The organism is Pseudomonas sp. NPDC090203, assembly GCF_044746765.1.
Lineage (GTDB): Bacteria > Pseudomonadota > Gammaproteobacteria > Pseudomonadales > Pseudomonadaceae > Aquipseudomonas > Aquipseudomonas putida_AD.
Genome location: NZ_JBIVCV010000012.1, coordinates 56,812 through 74,371, shown reverse-complemented (window position 1 = coordinate 74,371; position 17,560 = coordinate 56,812). Strand labels below are relative to the sequence as shown.

Here is a 17,560-nt window from a genome sequence, read left to right as displayed (position 1 = left end):
CATGCGTCTCTAAATACGGTGAAAGTCTAATCATAGCTCACCGGGTTGTACGATCACATAACAAACCCGGCGAGTTCGTAGGTTTTTGCGGCATCGTGCTGCTAAATCACCGTTTCAGCGTGGGGTTGCTCGCGCAATTGACCGCCTTCGATGCGCAGATGACGACGGTGGAAACGCTTGAGACTGCTGCGGTGGCCGATGCTCAGCAGCGTCACGCCTGGCAGCTCATCGAGCAGCGCCTGATACAGCGCCGCTTCGTCTTCTTCGTCCATGGCCGAGGTGGCTTCGTCCAGATACAGCCAGTCCGGCGCATACAGCAGTGCCCGAGCAAAGGCCACGCGCTGCTGTTCCCCAGGGGACAGCATGCGTTGCCAGTGGTTGCTTTCGTCCAGACGCGACACCAGATGGCCCAGCCGGCAGGTTTCCAGCACCTGGGCAAAGCGCTCGGCCGGGTAGACGTCTGGCGGTTGTGGATAACTCAGGGCCTCGCGCAGCGTGCCAATGGGCAGATAGGGTTTCTGCGGCAGGAACAGGTAACGACCGGCCGGCAGGTCCATGGTCCCGGAGCCGTCGCTCCACAGACCGCCCATCGCCCGCAACAGCGTGCTCTTGCCGCTGCCGGAGCGACCGCTGAGCATCACGTGATCGCCCGCCGTGATTTTCGCGTTGGCGTGATCGAGCAGTTGGCGATCGCCAACCAGATCCAGGCTGAGCTGTTCGAGCCTGAGCTCATGCCCTTCCCGGTTGAGCTTGATCGCGCTGTGACGTTCTTCGTTTTCGGTCATGGCCTGACGGAAAGCCAGCAGACGGTCGGAAGTCGCGCGCCAGCCTGCCAGAGACACGTAGGCATCGATGAACCAACTGAAGTTTTCCTGAACGCTGCCAAAGGCCGAGTTGATCTGCATCAGTTCGCCCAGTTCGATCTTGCCGGCGAAATACCGCGGCGCGGCGACCACGAAGGGGAAGATGATCGCGATCTGGCCGTAGCCGGTGGTGAAGAACTTCAGGCGTTTCTGCACGCCCATGATGTCCCAGAAGTTGCTCCAGACCAGCTTGAAACGTGACGTCAGGCGGCGGTTCTCGTTGGCCTCGCCGTCATACAGAGCGATGCTCTCGGCGTTCTCGCGAATGCGCACCATGGCAAAACGCAGGTCGGCTTCGTAGCGTTGCTGTTTGTTGCTCAGGCCGATCAGGCGTCGCCCGATGAGGTGGGCCAGCCAGCTGCCGATGCCCGCATACAGCAGCGCACACCAGAACATGTAACCCGGAATCTCCATACCGAACAGTTCGATGCTGCCGGACACGCCCCACAGGATGACCGAAAAAGACACCAGGCTGACGACCGTGCTGATCAGCCCCAGCACCAGACTCAGGGTGGTGGAGGTGAAGCTGTTGAGGTCTTCGCTCAAGCGCTGGTCAGGGTTGTCGGTGTAGCCGCCCTGCTCCAGGCGATAGTAGTTCTTGTGATCCAGCCAGCGGGCAAAGTGTTTCTCGGTGAGCCACGTCCGCCAGCGAATCGTCAGCATCTGTGTCAGGTACAGCCGATACACCGCCGCCAGGATCGACACCGCGGCAATCCCGCAGAAATACAGCATCAGGTGGGTGAAGGCTGCCAGGTCCTTCTGTTGCAGGGAGTTGTAGAAGTCGCGGTACCAGCTGTTGACCCAGACCGACACAGCCACATCGAACAGCACCAGCGCAATCACCACCACCAGCAGCAGCCAGGCGATGCCCTTTTCCTCGCTGCGCCAGTAGGGGGTGATCAGGTGCCAGACTTTCTTGAAGAACTGGCCACGGGACGTATCGTTGGCCGCAGAGTATTCGGCGTTTTGATTCATGTGATAACTCGATGGCAGGCATTAAGTGGCGTCAGCCCCAATGTGCCAGACGCCACACGAGATCTTCCATGAAGAAAATGTTAACTGTCCCTGCGTGCTTCGGATCGGTCTTCGAGCCTGCTCGACCAACCTCCGGGATGGCCCTTAGCGGCGCACGGGACGCTTCTGCAATTTCCTTTGCAGCGTGCGGCGATGCATGCCCAGCGCCCGCGCGGTAGCCGAAATATTGCCCTCATGCTCGGTCAGCACACGCTGGATGTGCTCCCACTGCAGGCGGTCCACCGACATGGGATTGTCCGGCACCAGGGTGTCGAGGTCGGCGTGTTCGGACAGCAGCGCTGCGAGCACGTCGTCGGCGTCGGCCGGCTTGCACAGGTAGTTGCAGGCGCCGCGCTTGATCGCCTCGACCGCCGTGGCAATGCTCGAATAACCGGTCAGTATCAGGACCCGCATTTCCGGGTCCAGTTCCAGCAAGCGTGGCAACAGGACCAGCCCCGAGTCGCCTTCCATCTTGAGGTCGACCGTGGCGTAGTCCGGCAGGTCCTGCTGGGCCAGGATAAGGCCTTCTTCGGCGGAACCTGCGGTGCTGACGCGGAAACCACGGCGAGCCATGGCGCGGGCCATCACGCGGGTAAAGGTGGCGTCGTCGTCCACCAGCAACAGGTGCGGCAGTTCTTCGCCTTCGACCTGGATTTCGTCAGTCATGCTTCTTCTCCTGGTGCTTGACGGGGCAGGCGCAGCTCGGTGAGCGTGCCGCCTTCCTCGTGAGGATAGAGTTTTACCGAGCCGCCTGCGCGAGTCACGCTGGCCTTGCTCAGGAACAGGCCCAGGCCGAAGCCTTTGCCCTTGGTGGTGAAAAAGGGTTTGCCGATCTGTTCGGCCACCGCCAGCGGCACGCCAGCACCGTGATCACGGATGCTGATGCGAATCTCCAGCGGGGTCCAGTCCAGACTCACCTCCAACCCTTCGGGGCAGGCGTCGGCGGCGTTATTGAGCAAGTTCAGCAGTGCCTGGGTCAGGTCGGGAGGCGGCGCGACCGTCGGTACCTCGCCCTGCCCCAGCCGCTGGAAGCGATAGGTCGATTCGGGACGCATCAGGTGCCAGCGGTTCAGCGCCTGGTCCAGCCAGTGGGTGACCGTCTGTTCCTGCACAGCGAGCCTGCGATTGGCCTCGGCGGCGCGCACCAGTTGCTGCAGCGTCTCCTTGCACAGCTTGACCTGGTCCTGCAGCACCGACAGGTCCTCTTGCAGCGCCGGATCCTTGTGGTCCTGCTGCATCTCCTTGAGCAATACGCTCATGGTCGCCAGTGGCGTGCCCAGTTCATGGGCCGCGCCGGCGGCTTCGGTGGCCACGGCGAGCAGTTGCTGGTCCCGCGCGCCTTCTTCGCGGCGCAAGGCACGCATCTGCTCCTGGCGGCGCAGTTCCTCGGCCATGCGTGCAGCAAAGAAGGTGATGACCCCCGCCGCGAGCGCAAAGCTCAGCCACATGCCGTAGATCTGCAGTTTCTCGCGGGCGAAGGCGACGGTATCGATGGGATAGAAGTTGGCCAGCATCAAGGTGTACAGCGCCAGGGCGATGCCGGACAGGATCAGCGAATAGCGCCAGGGCAGAGTCACCGCAGCGATGGTCAGCGGCACCAGGTAATACGACACGAACGGGTTGGTCGAGCCGCCGGAGTAGAACAGCAGCGCGCTGTGGATAAACAGGTCGAAGGCCAGTTGCACGGCGTATTCGAGTTCGGTCACCGGCCACGATGTGCGCAGGCGAATGGCCGTGAGCAGACAGACGATGGCCGAGAAGCCCAGGGTGATGTCCAGTTGCAGCCAGGGTAAGGGCAACAGATTGAACAGGTAGGCGAAGCCCACCGAGCCGGCTTGGGCACCGAGCACCAGAATGCGGACGAAAGTCAGTCGCCAGAGGTTCTGGCGCGTGGCGGAAAGTACTTGGACGGGGGCGAGCATGAGCTCTCCTGATGCGCTCCTGGCGAATCGCAAGGAGTATAACCAATGAAACAGCGCTTTCCTTGAAAGTGCGTCAAAGCGCCACACACATCGCGCATCCGTAGGAGCGCGCTTGCCCGCGACCGCGGTGCGTCAGCGCCGGATAGGTTGGCTGACACGACGCCGTCGCGGGCAAGCGCGCTCCTACAGTGCGTGTGATCATGCCCACCACCCGTAGCAGCACGGCTTGCCGGCGGGCGCGATGCGTCAGCGCCGGATGGGTTGGCTGACACGACGCCGTCGCGGGCAAGCGCGCTCCTACAGTGCGTGTGATCATGCCCACCACCCGTAGCAGTCCGGCTTGCCGGCGGGCGCGGTGCGTCAGCGCCGGATGGATTGGCTGACACGACGCCGTCGCGGGCAAGCGCGCTCCTACAGTGCGTGTGATATGCCCACCACCGTAGCAGTCCGGCTTGCCGGCGACCGCGATGCGTCAGCGCCGGATGGGTTGGCTGACACGACGCCGTCGCGGGCAAGCGCGCTCCTACAGTGCTCGAGATCATGCCCACCACCCGTAGCAGCACGGCTTGCCGGCGGGAGCGATCTTGAGTACGCCCCCGCCGGCAAGCCGTGCTGCTACGGGGCGATGCGGGGCTTCGTGAAAGTGAGGTTCGGAACAAGATCCCGGATTTTCAGTCTCATGGGCATCCGTCCGACGGGCCATACTGGAATGCGCCACAGACGGCCTGCCCAACAAGGAGTTTTTCATGTTCAGCCTTCGTCCCACCGCTACCCTGTTCGCCCTGAGCACCCTCGCGCTGGCAAGCGCCCCGGCCCTGGCCGATGACGTTCATTACAACCAGGTGTCGGTCCGTGCCGAGGTCAATCAGGAAGTCCAGCGCGACCTGATGACAGTCACCGTCTACACCGAATCGCAGAACTCAGACCCTGCGAAACTCGCCGCCGAAGTCACCAACACTCTGAACAAGGCGCTGGGCCAGGCTCGGCAGGTCAAGGACGTGACCATTCGCCAGGGCAGTCGCAACAGCTATCCGATCTACGACGACAAGGGCCAGAAAATCACCGGCTGGCGCGAGCGTGCCGAACTGCGTCTGGAAAGCCCGGACTTCGCCGCCCTCTCCGGCCTTACCGGTGAACTGCTGGGCAGCGACATGAAAATGGGCGGCATGGACTTCTCCATCTCCGACCCTGCGCGCAAGGCCAGCGAAGACACCCTGCTCAAGAGCGCCGTCACCGCCTTCAAGGCCCGCGCCCAACTGGTCACCGACGCCCTGGGTGGCAGCGGCTACAAGCTGGTCAATCTCAACCTCAACACCTCGGGTTATCCACAGCCCTACATGCACGCACCGGTCATGATGATGAAAGCCGCCCGCGCCGATGCCGCTCCGACACCCGATGTCGAAGCCGGCACCAGCCAGGTCAGCGTCACCGCAGACGGCGTGATCGAAGTCGCCATTCCTTGATGCAACACCGCGGCAGCCCTGGGTTGCCGCGGTTTCTCTCATGCCCCCGGCTATCCCCCCTCGCGTTATATCGCCGTTTCCTCTTCCGCGCATTCGCTCGCTCCTACACCTTTGAGCGACCTCGCTGATTTTCACCCTCACCACAATCCATAGAATGGGGTTTGCAATATCCCATTGCGGCGGCGCACGGATTGCCCGACCAGAGGCAACAAGGCGCCACTCAAACATTCAAGGAAGAATCCAAAATGGCTTTCACCAACACCCTGCGCTCGCCAGCAGACCTGCCTGACGAGAAACTGCACACCACCACCGCGCTCGACTTGCTTACAGATGTCGCCCAGCGCCTGGGCGAAAACGACTTCAAGACGCAAATGCGCGATGTCTTCGGCGACGATATTCCAGATCACACCTTCGGCGCGCTGTGGACCCGCCTGATACTGGGCGAGCTTGGCAACCCACCGATCATCCTGACCGAATTCCTGGGCTACGACGCGGATTACGACAACCGTGAACGGGCCATCCGCATTGACCGGGACTTCTTTTCATTCGCGACGCGGGACACTCCGCACCACGCCTGGCTGCTGTCGGCATTGCTGCATGAGTTCGGCCATCACATCGACAACGTACTGCGGCAGGATCTCGGCGACCGTGCGCCCGATGGCACCTCCCTGCTGGCCCACGATGCCCCCTTCGAGGAAGGTCATCGCTTTACCGCCTGGATCGCTGCACAGGCGGAACCTGCGCAGGACCGCATCCAGCTCGCAAGCTACTCGACGGCACACGAGCGCGAGCCTGTGGACTACAGTGTCGACTGGCATGAGGCGCTCATGCACGTGCTGGCGCTCCAGGCGAACGTCGATGACCGAATCGAAACGGCACACGCCAATCCTGACCGCGAAGCCTTCGAAGCAGGCAGCGCAGAAGCCCAGGGTCATACTCACCAGACCATCGGCTGGTCACTGGACGAGGCTGGTTTCACCCGCGCCGAGGCGGACGCCGTCTACTTCGGCAACTGGCTGCGCGACTACTCGCAGATCGTCGACCCCAAGATCACCCGCGGCGTCGACATGCCCAAGGAGTTTCCCGCGTACGTGTCACGGCAAGCGTGGACCGACCTGGTGGATATCCTTGCAGTCAAGAAATTCCCCGACCTGCGGATGCGCTACCCGCAGGACATGCGAGTGACGCTCGACAAACTCGGGGTTTACCTGCCCACCGAGCACATCGACAATCCCATGTCCATCGACCCGGCGTTCCCGGATCCGACAGTGCGTGACCCCGACTTTGCGCCCTGGATTCTTCCTGGCGACCCAGTGCTGACAGCTGAGCCCGTCACGTCGATGAAGCGCTACATGACCGGGGCGGTCGAGTACATGCAACGGCAGTTGAGGCTGGCAATGACCGGCGGCCGTACGCTCTCCGGGATGCGTAGTTTCGGCGCGGGGCTCCACGTGCTGGAAGACCTGTTCGCCCACTCCAACTTCGCCGAGCTCAGCCTGATTTCCGCCGGCCACGCTCGGGTTCTGCCCTGGACCACCCCGGCAAACGTCAAGCGCAACCTGCCCTTGGTCACCGGCACCTTTGGCGGTAGCGACGTGGTCGCCAGCCTCGCCGCGCCGCTGGGCAAGATCCTGTTCTCTACCCAGGAGCTGGAGTTCGAGCTGTCCCAGCCGGGTTATCGCTCCGAACGGGATAAAGTGATGCTGATCCTGCTGGGCGAGCACCCCAATCAGAACTTCCTCAGGGCATTCGAAGCGCTGCTCAAGGCAAGAGACGGTCTGGTCGGCCTCGCTCGAAAAGCCGGTGTGGATACACTGCGGTTTTACCGCTGGCTCATGAACACCCCTGCCGCGATCCTGCTCAACGCCTACAACAGTGCGGCGCAGGGCTTACTGACCTGGATCGGCAATAGCGTCGCCGATGCCCAACTGGCGCTGGGCAGTGATCCGAACCTCGATTCCTCGGTCGAGCCCAGCCATTCGCAGCTCTCCAAGGATCACCCCGAGCATCCTCTGCACGACCTCAGCGCGCGGCTCGCCAACATCGCTGTCCGCCAGGTGGCCCAGGCCATGGTCGATCACTGGAACGGCAAGCAGGACGCGGACCCGATCGCCGTGGCGACGGCCTTCTTCTGTCATCCCGACGACACGCAATGGCACCAGACGCTCGTCAAAACCTGGGCCAACGACAATCCTGACCAAGTGCAGCGAGCGCAATCCAGATCGGATCTGGATGAAGTGCATCAGCAGTCGATCCGCCAGTTGCAGAATGTGCACAGCCAATTGCTGGCCGACAGCAATGCCTATATTCGATACGTTTTCAGCAACGAGGAAGTGCCATCGTCCGCATGGAGCTTTGTTGAAAAGGTGTTCATGAAAGCGATGGGCAACACAAGCTGGTTCAAGGAGTTGCAGAACCTGGCCAAATAGCCCGGGCGCTCTCTCGCGAGCCCCTTGTGAACCTTCGAGGCACTGCGGCATTCTCACCTGTCAGTCATCAGCCGATGACCCCAGGCACGAATGCCGCTTTGTTCGAGGTCCACATGGAAAACACCTTAAAGCCCCTGTTCCTGGCGACCGCGCTGGCGCTCTGCGCACCAGCGGTTCACGCCGCCAGCACCCTGGTGTATTGCTCGGAAGCAAGCCCGGCAGGCTTCGATCCCAGCCAGTACACCAGCGGTACCGAATTCGACGCCTCGGCCGAAACCGTCTTCAACCGCCTGACCCAGTTCAAGCGCGGCGGCACCGAGGTCGAAGCGGGCCTGGCCACGAAATGGGAAGTGTCCGATGACGGCCTGACCTACACCTTCCACCTGCGACCCGGCGTCAAGTTCCACACCACCGACTACTTCAAGCCGACACGCGACTTCAACGCCGATGACGTGCTGTTCACCTTCAATCGCCTGCTCAACCCCGATGACCCCTTCCGCAAGGCGTATCCGTCCGAGTCGCCCTATTTCAACGACATGGACATGAACACCACCATCAAACAGGTGGAAAAGGTCGACGAGCAGACCGTCAGGTTTCACCTGAACAACATCGATGCCGCGTTCGTGCAAAACCTGGCGATGAGCTTCGCCTCGATCCAGTCGGCCGAATACGCCGCCCAGTTGCTCAAGGAAGGCAAGGCCGCCGACATCAACCAGAAGCCGGTAGGCACCGGTCCGTTCGTGTTCAAGCGTTATCAGAAGGACGCGCAGATCCGTTATGTCGGCAACACCCAGTACTGGAAGCCCGAGGACGTGAAGCTCGACAACCTGATCTTCTCGATCAATACCGATGCCGCTACCCGCCTGCAGAAACTCAAGGCTGGCGAATGCCAGGTCAGCGGCTACCCGCGCCCGCAGGACATCGAAGAAGCGCAGAAGGATCCGAACCTCAAGGTGCTGAGCCAGGCAGGTTTCAACCTGGGCTTTCTGGCCTACAACGTGACCCACCCGCCGCTGGACCAGCTCAAGGTGCGCCAGGCGCTGGACATGGCCATCGACAAGCCGGCCATCATCAAGGCGGTGTATCAGGGCGCAGGCCAACTGGCGCAGAACGCCCTGCCACCTGCGCAATGGGGCTATGACCCGAACATCAAGGACGCGCCCCACGATATCGAGAAAGCGAAACAGTTGCTCAAGGAAGCGGGCGTCGCGCCGGGCACCCAGATCAACCTGTGGGCCATGACCGTCCAGCGCGCTTCCAACCCCAACGCGCGCATGTCGGCGCAGATGATTCAGTCCGACTGGGCGAAGATCGGCATCAAGGCCAACATCGTCAGCTTCGAGTGGGGCGAGTACATCAAGCGCGCCAAGGCTGGCGAACACGACGCGATGATCTATGGTTGGACAGGTGACAACGGCGACCCTGACAACTGGCTCGGCGTGCTCTACAGCTGCGCGGCGGTCAAGGGCAGCAACTACGCCAAATGGTGCAACACCGGCTACGACAAGCTGGTGACCCAGGCCAGATTGACCAGCGACAGGAACGAGCGGATCAAGCTGTACCAGCAGGCGCAGACTATCCTGAAGAACGACGTGCCGATCACGCCGATCGCCAACTCCAAAGTGTTCCAGCCGATGCGCAAGGAGGTGCAGGACTTCAAGCTCAGCCCGTTCGGCCTGACGCCGTTCTATGGGGTGAGTCTGTCGAAATGACCCACGATATTTCAACAGCGAAGTAACACTTGAGACACAAACGGGTGCATTCGCAACGATGCAGTGCACCAAAATTGCGCACTAAACGTACCGATATGCGACACGCAAACGTTCAACCGCGTCAGAAATTATAGTTTTGCGACATTCGTGTACGTTCGTGCCACTCTTTGTCACTTGATTGGCGCCAGCATCTTGCTTTGGGTATGGCGCCTGCATAAGTATCCGCGGGACCGACCCAAAAGGTCGTTTCCCTCAATTAAAAAATGACAACAACTGAGGCCACCATGCTCAAAAAAGCGGTCATTCCGTTTCTTCTCGGCGCAGGTTTGATCGCCAGCGCTCCCTTCGCTCAAGCAGCATCGAACCTGGTGTTCTGCTCCGAAGGCAGCCCCGCTGGTTTCGACCCAGGTCAGTACACCACCGGCACCGACTTCGACGCTTCGGCCGAGACCGTCTTCAACCGTCTGAGCCAGTTCGAACGTGGCGGCACCGCCGTTATTCCAGGTCTTGCCACCAGCTGGGACGTGTCCCCGGACGGCCTGACCTACACCTTCCACCTGCGTGAAGGTGTCAAGTTCCACACCACGCCGTACTTCAAGCCGACCCGTACCTTCAATGCCGATGACGTGCTGTTCACGTTCAACCGCATGATCAACAAGGACGATCCGTTCCGTAAGGCGTACCCGACCGAATTCCCGTATTTCACCGATATGGCGATGGATACCAATATCAAGAATATCGAGAAGGTCGACGATCACACCGTCAAGATGACCCTCGGTACTGTCGATGCGGCATTCATCCAGAACCTGGCCATGAGCTTCGCCTCCATTCAGTCCGCTGAATACGCCGCCCAGTTGCTCAAGGAAGGCAAGGCAGAAGACATCAACCAGAAGCCGATCGGCACCGGCCCGTTCGTGTTCAAGAGCTACCAGAAAGACTCCAACATCCGTTTCACCGGCAACAAGGACTACTGGAAGCCTGAAGACGTCAAGGTCGACAACCTGATCTTCGCCATCACCACCGACGCCTCGGTCCGTGCGCAGAAGCTCAAGAAAGGCGAATGCCAGATCACCGCCTACCCACGTCCGGCAGACCTTGAGCCACTCAAGGCCGACCCTGCGCTGAAGATGCCCGACCAGGCAGGTTTCAACCTGGGATACATTGCCTACAACGTGATGCCGACCATCAAGGGCGAAACCAAGCCTAACCCGCTGGCCAAGCTGGAAGTGCGTCAGGCGCTGGACATGGCTGTGGACAAGAAAGCCATTATCGGCGCGGTGTACCAGGGCGCAGGCCAGTTGGCCGTCAACGCCATGCCGCCGACCCAGTGGTCCTATGACACCACCATCAAGGATGCGCCGTACGACGTCGCCAAGGCCAAGGAACTGCTGAAAAAGGCAGGCGTGGCTGAAGGCACCGAGATCACCCTGTGGGCGATGCCGGTTCAGCGTCCGTACAACCCGAACGCCAAGCTGATGGCCGAAATGCTCCAGAACGACTGGAAGAAGATCGGCATCAACGCCAAGATCGTTTCCTACGAATGGGGCGAGTACATCAAGCGTGCGAAGAACGGCGAAAACGGCGCGATGCTGATTGGCTGGAGCGGCGACAACGGTGACCCGGACAACTGGCTGGGCACCCTGTTCGGTTGCGACGCCATCAACGGCAACAACTTTGCCAAGTGGTGTGACAAGCCGTTCGACACCTTGATCCACCAGGCCAAGGAAACCACCGACCAGGCCAAGCGCACCGAGCTGTACAAACAGGCTCAGCACTTGCTCAAGGACGCAGTCCCGATGACCCCGATTGCCCACTCGACTGTCTACCAGCCGATGCGCAAAGAGGTTCAGGACTTCAAGATCAGCCCATTCGGTCTGAACTCGTTCTACGGCGTCAGCGTCAGCGGCAAGTAAAACCCCCAAATGGCTTCACAGTCGCATTACCTGCGGGTAATGCGACTGTGTCGTCGCGTGCGCGATTCATGCATGAAAATGAATATTGTTAGACGAGTAGAACTTCGAAAGAGATTGCCTACTAACAATAGTCATTTTTCCTACATACACAGCTGCGCCTAGAACTATTTACTGTGCATCTCGACGGACATACCGTTTGAGATCCCGCACTCGATATGTGCTGTCTATCTGTCCGGTCGGGATTTCCGTCGGTGGAAACTTCATTTGCGCAAACGATTGCGAAAAAGAGTTTCAGTCCGTTACAGGATTCATTCACGCCCAAGACGATAAGGATTGTCATGAATAAGAATATTGTTTTGCCATCACTATTGGCGGCGGGTCTTCTGGCCGCCTCCCCGTCCTACGCAGCTTCAAAGAGCCTGGTGTTCTGCTCAGAAGGCAGCCCGGCGGGTTTTGATATCGGCCAGTACACCTCCGGCACCGACAACGACGCCGCCGAGCCCATCTACAACCGCCTGGCCGAGTTCGAACAGGGTGGAACCGGCGTGGTGCCTGCGTTGGCGATCCGTTGGGATGTATCCCCGGATGGCCTGACCTACACCTTTCATCTGCGCGAAGGCGTGAAGTTCCACAGCAACAAGGCGTTCAAACCCAGCCGCGACTTCAATGCCGATGACGTGCTGTTCACGTTCAACCGCATGCTGCACAAGGATCATCCGTTCCGCGTCGCTTATCCGACAGAATTCCCCTACTTCACCAGTATGGGTCTGGACAAGAATATCAAGTCCGTTGAAAAAACCGGACCAATGGTTGTTGTATTTACACTCAATAAAGTTGATGCAGCATTCATTCAAAACATTGCGATGAACTTCGCCTCGATTCTTTCAGCTGAATATGCTGACCAATTGATGGCATCCGGCAATCTGCAGGATATCAATCAGGCGCCCATCGGCACCGGCCCGTTCGCCTTTGGCCGTTATCAGAAAGACTCGCAAATCCGTTATGTGGCCAACAAAGAGTTCTGGGACCCGAGCCGCATCAAGGTCGATCAGTTGATCTTCACCATCATCACCGACGCCTCGGTGCGCGCGCAGAAACTCAAGCGCAACGAATGCCAGGTCACGCTCAACCCGCGTCCGGCGGACGTCGATGCGCTCAAGGCCGACAAGCAGCTCAAGGTCATGCAGGAGCCCGGGTTCAACCTCGGCTACATCTCCTACAACGTGCGCCACGCGCCACTGGACAACCTGCAGGTTCGCCAGGCGCTGGACATGGCAGTCAACAAACCAGAAATCATCAAGGCGGTGTACCAAGGCGCCGGCCAACTGGCCCAGAACGCCATGCCACCGACCCAATGGTCCTACGACGACACCGTGAAGGATGCGCCCTACAACCCGGAAAAGGCCAAGGAGCTGCTGCGTGCCGCCGGGGTCAAGGAAGGCACCGTGCTCAACCTCTGGGCGATGCCGGTGCAGCGCCCGTACAACCCGAACGCCAAGCTCATGGCGCAGATGCTCCAGTCGGACTGGGCCAAGGTCGGGATCAAGGTCAACATCGTCAGCTACGAATGGGGTGAGTATCTCAAGCGCAGCAAGAACGGCGAACACGACATCTCGCTGATCGGCTGGACCGGCGACAACGGTGACCCGGACAACTGGCTCGGCACGCTGTACAGCTGCGCCTCCATCGGCGGCAACAACTACTCGATGTGGTGCGACGAAAAATACGACGCGCTGGTCAAGGCCGCCGTGGCCACCGCAGACAAGGAAAAACGCATCGAGCTGTACAAGCAGGCCCAGCACTACCTCAAAGAACAGGTGCCCATCACCCCGATTGCCCACTCCACCGTCAGCCAGCCGCTGCGGGCCGAGGTCGAGGGCTTCCAGGTGAGCCCCTTCGGGCGCAACAACTTCTCCGGCGTGACCGTCGCCGATTGACCCGAACCACCGTGCCAAGGGCGCTTGTGTCCGCGGCACCGTTTTACCCGCAATCCGCGGACCCAGCAGAAACCAAGGCCCAAAAGGCTGAACAACAAGCCGGCGACCTATAAAAGCCGGCCTTTAAAAAAAGCAGTAAACGGGAGCTTCAAAACGTGAAAAAAGCCAGCACCGCTGTATTCGCCTTGTCCATGCTCAGCCTGAGCATGGCCGCACAGGCAGAGCCAACCAGCCAGGAATTCGTTCCGACCACCCTGGCTACATCCAACGCCCAGAGCGAAGCCAAGGGCTTTCTGGAAGACTCGAAGATCACCGGTTCCACCAAGAACTGGTACGCCAACGAACTGCTGCGTCGCGGCGGCGAATTCTCCCGCAGGGAGAACGGCGTGATCGTCGACAGTGATCCGCGTCGGATCAACTGGGTGCAAGGCACCATCGTCAACTACAGCTCGGGCTTCACACAGGGCACGGTCGGTTTCGCCACCGAGATGGCGGTCTACAACGCCGTCGCGCTGGACCGCGACAAGGACGACCTGATGGGCGGCGCCAACCGTACCCTCACCAAGAACAACGGTGACGCGGTCGGCCAGTGGAGCAAGCTGGGCCTGGGCAACATCAAGGCACGCATCTCCAACACCACCCTGACCGCAGGCCGTCAGTCGCTCAACACCCCGGTGCTGGCTTATATCGGTAACCGCGCCCTGCCTTCGAGCTTCGAAGGTGTGAGCATCCTGAGCGAAGAATTCAACAACCTGTCGTTCACCGCCGGCAGCTTCGACCGCGTCTCGCCACGTTCCGAGCAGAGCCTGACCAAGTTCCGCTCCGAGTACACCGCCAACGCCAACATCGAAGCCGATCGCGTGGACATGGCCGGCGTCGACTACAAGCCGTTCAAGAGCCTGACCACAAGCTTCTACGCCTCCAACGTGCAGGACTTCTGGCACCAGTACTACTTCTCGTTCCTGCACGAGTTGGGTGACACCGACGTGCTGGGTCTGAGCACCAACCTGAACTACTACAAGACCAAGGATTCGGGCGCCAAGAAAATGGGCCCGATCGACAACGACACCTACTCCCTGTCGCTGACCGCTACCCACAAGGCGCACAGCTTCAGCATCGCCTATCAGGAAGTCGAAGGTGACACCTACTTCGACTACGTCCACGACAGCAACGCCATCTTCCTGGCCAACTCCCTGCTTTCGGACTTCAACGGACCGAACGAGAAGTCGGTGCAACTGAGCTACCTGCTGAACATGGCCGATTACGGCGTGCCGGGCCTGAAGTTCAACGTCTACCAGGCGCGCGGCTTCGACATCGACGGTACTCACTACAAGGGCACCGCCTACGACGTGCGCGGCATGGACGGCGAAACCCACTACGAATACGGCGTAGGCGCCACGTACACCATGCAGTCCGGCCCGCTGAAGGCCTCGACCATGCGCGGGACCTACACCACCCACCGCGCGAGTGCCAACCAGGCTGACGGCAGCATCAACGAGTTCCGCCTGGTGACCACCATTCCGTTCAACATCCTCTGATACGGCAGATGGACAGGTTTCGGGCTAGAACTTAATAGCCCGAAACACCCACTCAGTATTGGCTTCATCACTTTGCCGAGGGCGTTTACTTGAAATCGACATTCAAACTCGCAACATTGCGCAACGCGGTAGCACTTGCCCTTTTCAGCGTCGCGGTCGGCGTTTCGGCCAAGCCGCTGGTGGTCTGCACCGAAGCCAGCCCCGAAGGTTTCGATACAGCGCTGTACACCACAGCCGTCACCGCCGACGCGGCAGCGGAAACCATTTTCAACCGGCTGGTGGATTTCAAGCCGGGCACCACGGACATCGAGCCAGCTCTGGCCGAATCGTGGGACATCAGTGAAGACGGCCTCAATTACACCTTCCACCTGCGCAAGGGCGTCAAGTTCCACACCACCGAATACTTCAAACCGACCCGCGACATGAACGCCGACGACGTGGTCTGGAGCTTCCAGCGTCAACTGGACCCGAACCACCCGTGGCACAAGCAATCGACCGTGGGCTTCCCGTACTTTGAGAGCATGGGCTTCAAAGAGCTGCTCAAAAGCGTCGAGAAAGTGGACGACAACACCGTCAAGTTCACCCTGACCCGCCGCGAAGCACCGTTCCTGGCCGACGTGGCCATGGCCTTCTCCTCGATCTACTCGGCCGAATACGCCGATCAACTGCTCAAGGCAGGCAAGACCGACAACCTCAACAGCCAGCCTGTGGGCACCGGCCCGTTCGTCTTCCAGCGCTACGCCAAGGACGCCCAGGTACGCTTCAAGGCCAACCCGGACTACTTCCGTGGCAAGCCGCCAGCCGATGCACTGATTCTGGCCATCTCCACCGACAACAACGTGCGCCTGCAGAAGCTCAAGGCCAACGAATGCCAGGTCGCGCTGTATCCCAAGCCTGACGACATCCCGAGCATCCGCAAGGATGCGAACCTGAAGGTCGACGAGCTCAACTCGATGACCACCGCCTACATCGCCATGAACACCACCCACAAGTACATGAGCGACGTGCGGGTGCGCAAAGCCATCGACATCGCCTTCGACAAGGAAGCCTACGTCAACGCGCTGTTTGGCAAAGGCAACGCGACGGTGGGCGTCAACCCGTACCCGGACACCCTGCTCGGTTACAACAAGGAGCTGAAAAACCCGGCCCACGACCTGGACAAGGCACGTGCCTTGCTTAAGGAAGCAGGCGTTCCGGAGGGCACCGTACTGACCCTGTTCACCCGCAACGGTGGCGGCCAGACCAACCCGAACCCGCTGCTCGGCGCGCAGATGATGCAGGCCGACTTGGCGAAAGTCGGCATTAAGTTAGATATTCGCGTCATGGAATGGGGCGAAATGCTCAAACGGGCCAAAAACGGCGAACACGACATGGTGTCGGCGGGCTGGGCAGGCGACAATGGCGACCCTGATAACTTCCTGACCCCGAACCTGAGCTGCGAAGCCGCCAAGAACGGCGAAAACTACGCGCGCTGGTGCAATCAGAAGTTCCAGACGTTGATCGATCAGGCCCGGGAAAAAACCGACCCGGCCGAACGTGCCGCGCTCTATGAGCAGGCACAGGTGATCTTCAATCAGGATCAGCCATGGATCAGCATGGCGCACACTAAAATGTTCACTGCAATGCGCAAGAACGTAGAGGGTTATCACATTAGCCCCCTCACCACGAATAACTTCGCTACCACCCAAGTGAAGTAGAAGAACAATCCGGCGGGCTCCACCAGAGCCCCGCCGGAACTGATGAGGTACACGAGAAGATGTTTAGTTTTATCGCTCGCCGAGTGGGGTTGCTCATACCCACCTTCTTCGGCATCACCTTGCTGACTTTCGCATTGATCCGCCTGATTCCGGGCGACCCGGTCGAAGTCATGATGGGTGAACGCCGGGTCGATCCGGAAATGCACGCCCAAGCCATGGAACGTCTTGGCCTGAACAAACCCCTGTATGCGCAATACATCGACTACGTCGGCAAGCTCGCCCATGGCGATCTGGGCGAGTCGCTGCGTACGCGCACTAGCGTGTGGACCGAATTCACTTCGCTGTTCCCGGCCACTCTGGAACTGTCGATTGCGGCGCTGATCTTCGCAGGCATTCTCGGGCTTCTGGCCGGGGTTATCGCGGCCCTCAGGCGAGGGTCCCTGTTCGACCATGGCGTGATGGGCATCTCCCTTGCGGGCTATTCGATGCCGATCTTCTGGTGGGGCCTGATTCTCATCATGTTCTTCTCGGTGTCCCTGGGCTGGACCCCGGTGTCGGGACGTATCGATCTGCTGTACGACATCCCACCGAAAACCGGCTTCATGCTGATCGACACCCTGCTCAGCGATGAAGAAGGCTCGTTCATCGACGCCCTGCGTCACCTGATCCTGCCGGCCATCGTGCTGGGCACCATTCCGCTGGCGGTTATCGCCCGGATGACCCGCTCCTCGATGCTCGAAGTGCTGCGTGAAGACTACGTTCGTACCGCCCGGGCCAAAGGCCTGTCGCCGGCTCGCGTGGTGTTCGTCCACGGCCTGCGCAACGCGCTGATCCCGGTGCTGACCGTGTTCGGCCTGCAAGTGGGCACGCTGCTCGCCGGTGCCGTCCTGACCGAGACCATCTTCTCGTGGCCGGGTATCGGCAAATGGCTGATCGAAGCCATCGGCGCCCGTGACTACCCTGTCGTGCAGAACGGCATCCTGTTAATCGCCTGCCTGGTGATCCTGGTCAACTTCGTAGTGGACATCCTCTACGGCTTTGCCAACCCACGCATCCGTCACCAGCGCTGAGA

The 17,560-nt window shown here is 60.3% G+C and carries 11 protein-coding genes; 8 read left to right on the top strand and 3 right to left on the bottom strand.

Annotated elements, in window-relative coordinates; all coding sequences use genetic code 11:
- Positions 1-101 precede the first annotated feature (101 nt).
- The 3 genes from ACIPO9_RS20440 to ACIPO9_RS20430 all read right to left on the bottom strand — a co-directional run bounded on the left by ACIPO9_RS20440 (position 102) and on the right by ACIPO9_RS20430 (position 3,799).
- Entirely contained in the window at positions 102-1,838 is a 1,737-nt protein-coding gene (locus tag ACIPO9_RS20440) for an ABC transporter ATP-binding protein/permease (RefSeq protein WP_400783109.1), read from the bottom strand.
- A 144-nt stretch (positions 1,839-1,982) separates the two neighbouring features.
- Positions 1,983-2,543 carry a response regulator transcription factor gene (locus ACIPO9_RS20435; protein ID WP_274135345.1) on the bottom strand — a complete coding sequence of 187 codons (561 nt, stop codon included), beginning with the start codon at positions 2,541-2,543 and terminating at the stop codon, positions 1,983-1,985.
- Entirely contained in the window at positions 2,540-3,799 is a 1,260-nt protein-coding gene (locus ACIPO9_RS20430; protein ID WP_274135344.1) for an ATP-binding protein, read from the bottom strand. Before ACIPO9_RS20430 ends, ACIPO9_RS20435 begins: the two co-directional genes overlap by 4 nt.
- 746 nt (positions 3,800-4,545) lie before the next feature.
- On the opposite strand from ACIPO9_RS20430, the gene ACIPO9_RS20425 reads away from it, so the two are divergent.
- From ACIPO9_RS20425 to ACIPO9_RS20390, 8 genes are all read left to right on the top strand, one after another.
- A complete protein-coding gene (locus tag ACIPO9_RS20425; RefSeq protein WP_274135343.1) occupies positions 4,546-5,262 on the top strand; it encodes an SIMPL domain-containing protein in 717 nt (238 codons plus the stop codon).
- A 245-nt stretch (positions 5,263-5,507) separates the two neighbouring features.
- On the top strand, positions 5,508-7,691 hold the full coding sequence (locus ACIPO9_RS20420; RefSeq protein ID WP_400783107.1) for an HET-C-related protein: 2,184 nt from the start codon (positions 5,508-5,510) through the stop codon (positions 7,689-7,691).
- Positions 7,692-7,804: 113 nt separating this feature from the next.
- Positions 7,805-9,403 (top strand): ABC transporter substrate-binding protein, encoded by a 1,599-nt coding sequence (locus ACIPO9_RS20415; protein WP_274135340.1) that lies wholly within the window; start codon positions 7,805-7,807, stop codon positions 9,401-9,403.
- A 284-nt stretch (positions 9,404-9,687) separates the two neighbouring features.
- Positions 9,688-11,316, top strand: coding sequence for an ABC transporter substrate-binding protein (locus ACIPO9_RS20410; RefSeq protein WP_274135339.1), 1,629 nt, complete (start codon positions 9,688-9,690; stop codon positions 11,314-11,316).
- 338 nt (positions 11,317-11,654) lie between these two features.
- Entirely contained in the window at positions 11,655-13,253 is a 1,599-nt protein-coding gene (locus ACIPO9_RS20405) for an ABC transporter substrate-binding protein (protein WP_400783104.1), read from the top strand.
- 155 nt (positions 13,254-13,408) lie between these two features.
- A complete protein-coding gene (locus ACIPO9_RS20400; RefSeq protein ID WP_400783102.1) occupies positions 13,409-14,791 on the top strand; it encodes an OprD family porin in 1,383 nt (460 codons plus the stop codon).
- An 89-nt stretch (positions 14,792-14,880) separates the two neighbouring features.
- Positions 14,881-16,488, top strand: coding sequence for an ABC transporter substrate-binding protein (locus ACIPO9_RS20395; RefSeq protein WP_400783100.1), 1,608 nt, complete (start codon positions 14,881-14,883; stop codon positions 16,486-16,488).
- 59 nt (positions 16,489-16,547) lie between these two features.
- Entirely contained in the window at positions 16,548-17,558 is a 1,011-nt protein-coding gene (locus ACIPO9_RS20390) for an ABC transporter permease subunit (protein WP_081565634.1), read from the top strand.
- Positions 17,559-17,560 lie beyond the last annotated feature (2 nt).

What these genes read in the sequence shown, in the direction of transcription:
- ACIPO9_RS20390 (WP_081565634.1), top strand. Translation starts at nt 16,548, where the DNA reads ATGTTTAGTTTTATCGCTCGCCGAGTGGGGTTGCTCATACCCACCTTC.
- ACIPO9_RS20435 (WP_274135345.1), bottom strand. Translation starts at nt 2,543, where the DNA reads ATGACTGACGAAATCCAGGTCGAAGGCGAAGAACTGCCGCACCTGTTG.
- ACIPO9_RS20405 (WP_400783104.1), top strand. Translation starts at nt 11,655, where the DNA reads ATGAATAAGAATATTGTTTTGCCATCACTATTGGCGGCGGGTCTTCTG.
- ACIPO9_RS20420 (WP_400783107.1), top strand. Translation starts at nt 5,508, where the DNA reads ATGGCTTTCACCAACACCCTGCGCTCGCCAGCAGACCTGCCTGACGAG.
- ACIPO9_RS20430 (WP_274135344.1), bottom strand. Translation starts at nt 3,799, where the DNA reads ATGCTCGCCCCCGTCCAAGTACTTTCCGCCACGCGCCAGAACCTCTGG.
- ACIPO9_RS20410 (WP_274135339.1), top strand. Translation starts at nt 9,688, where the DNA reads ATGCTCAAAAAAGCGGTCATTCCGTTTCTTCTCGGCGCAGGTTTGATC.
- ACIPO9_RS20440 (WP_400783109.1), bottom strand. Translation starts at nt 1,838, where the DNA reads ATGAATCAAAACGCCGAATACTCTGCGGCCAACGATACGTCCCGTGGC.
- ACIPO9_RS20415 (WP_274135340.1), top strand. Translation starts at nt 7,805, where the DNA reads ATGGAAAACACCTTAAAGCCCCTGTTCCTGGCGACCGCGCTGGCGCTC.
- ACIPO9_RS20425 (WP_274135343.1), top strand. Translation starts at nt 4,546, where the DNA reads ATGTTCAGCCTTCGTCCCACCGCTACCCTGTTCGCCCTGAGCACCCTC.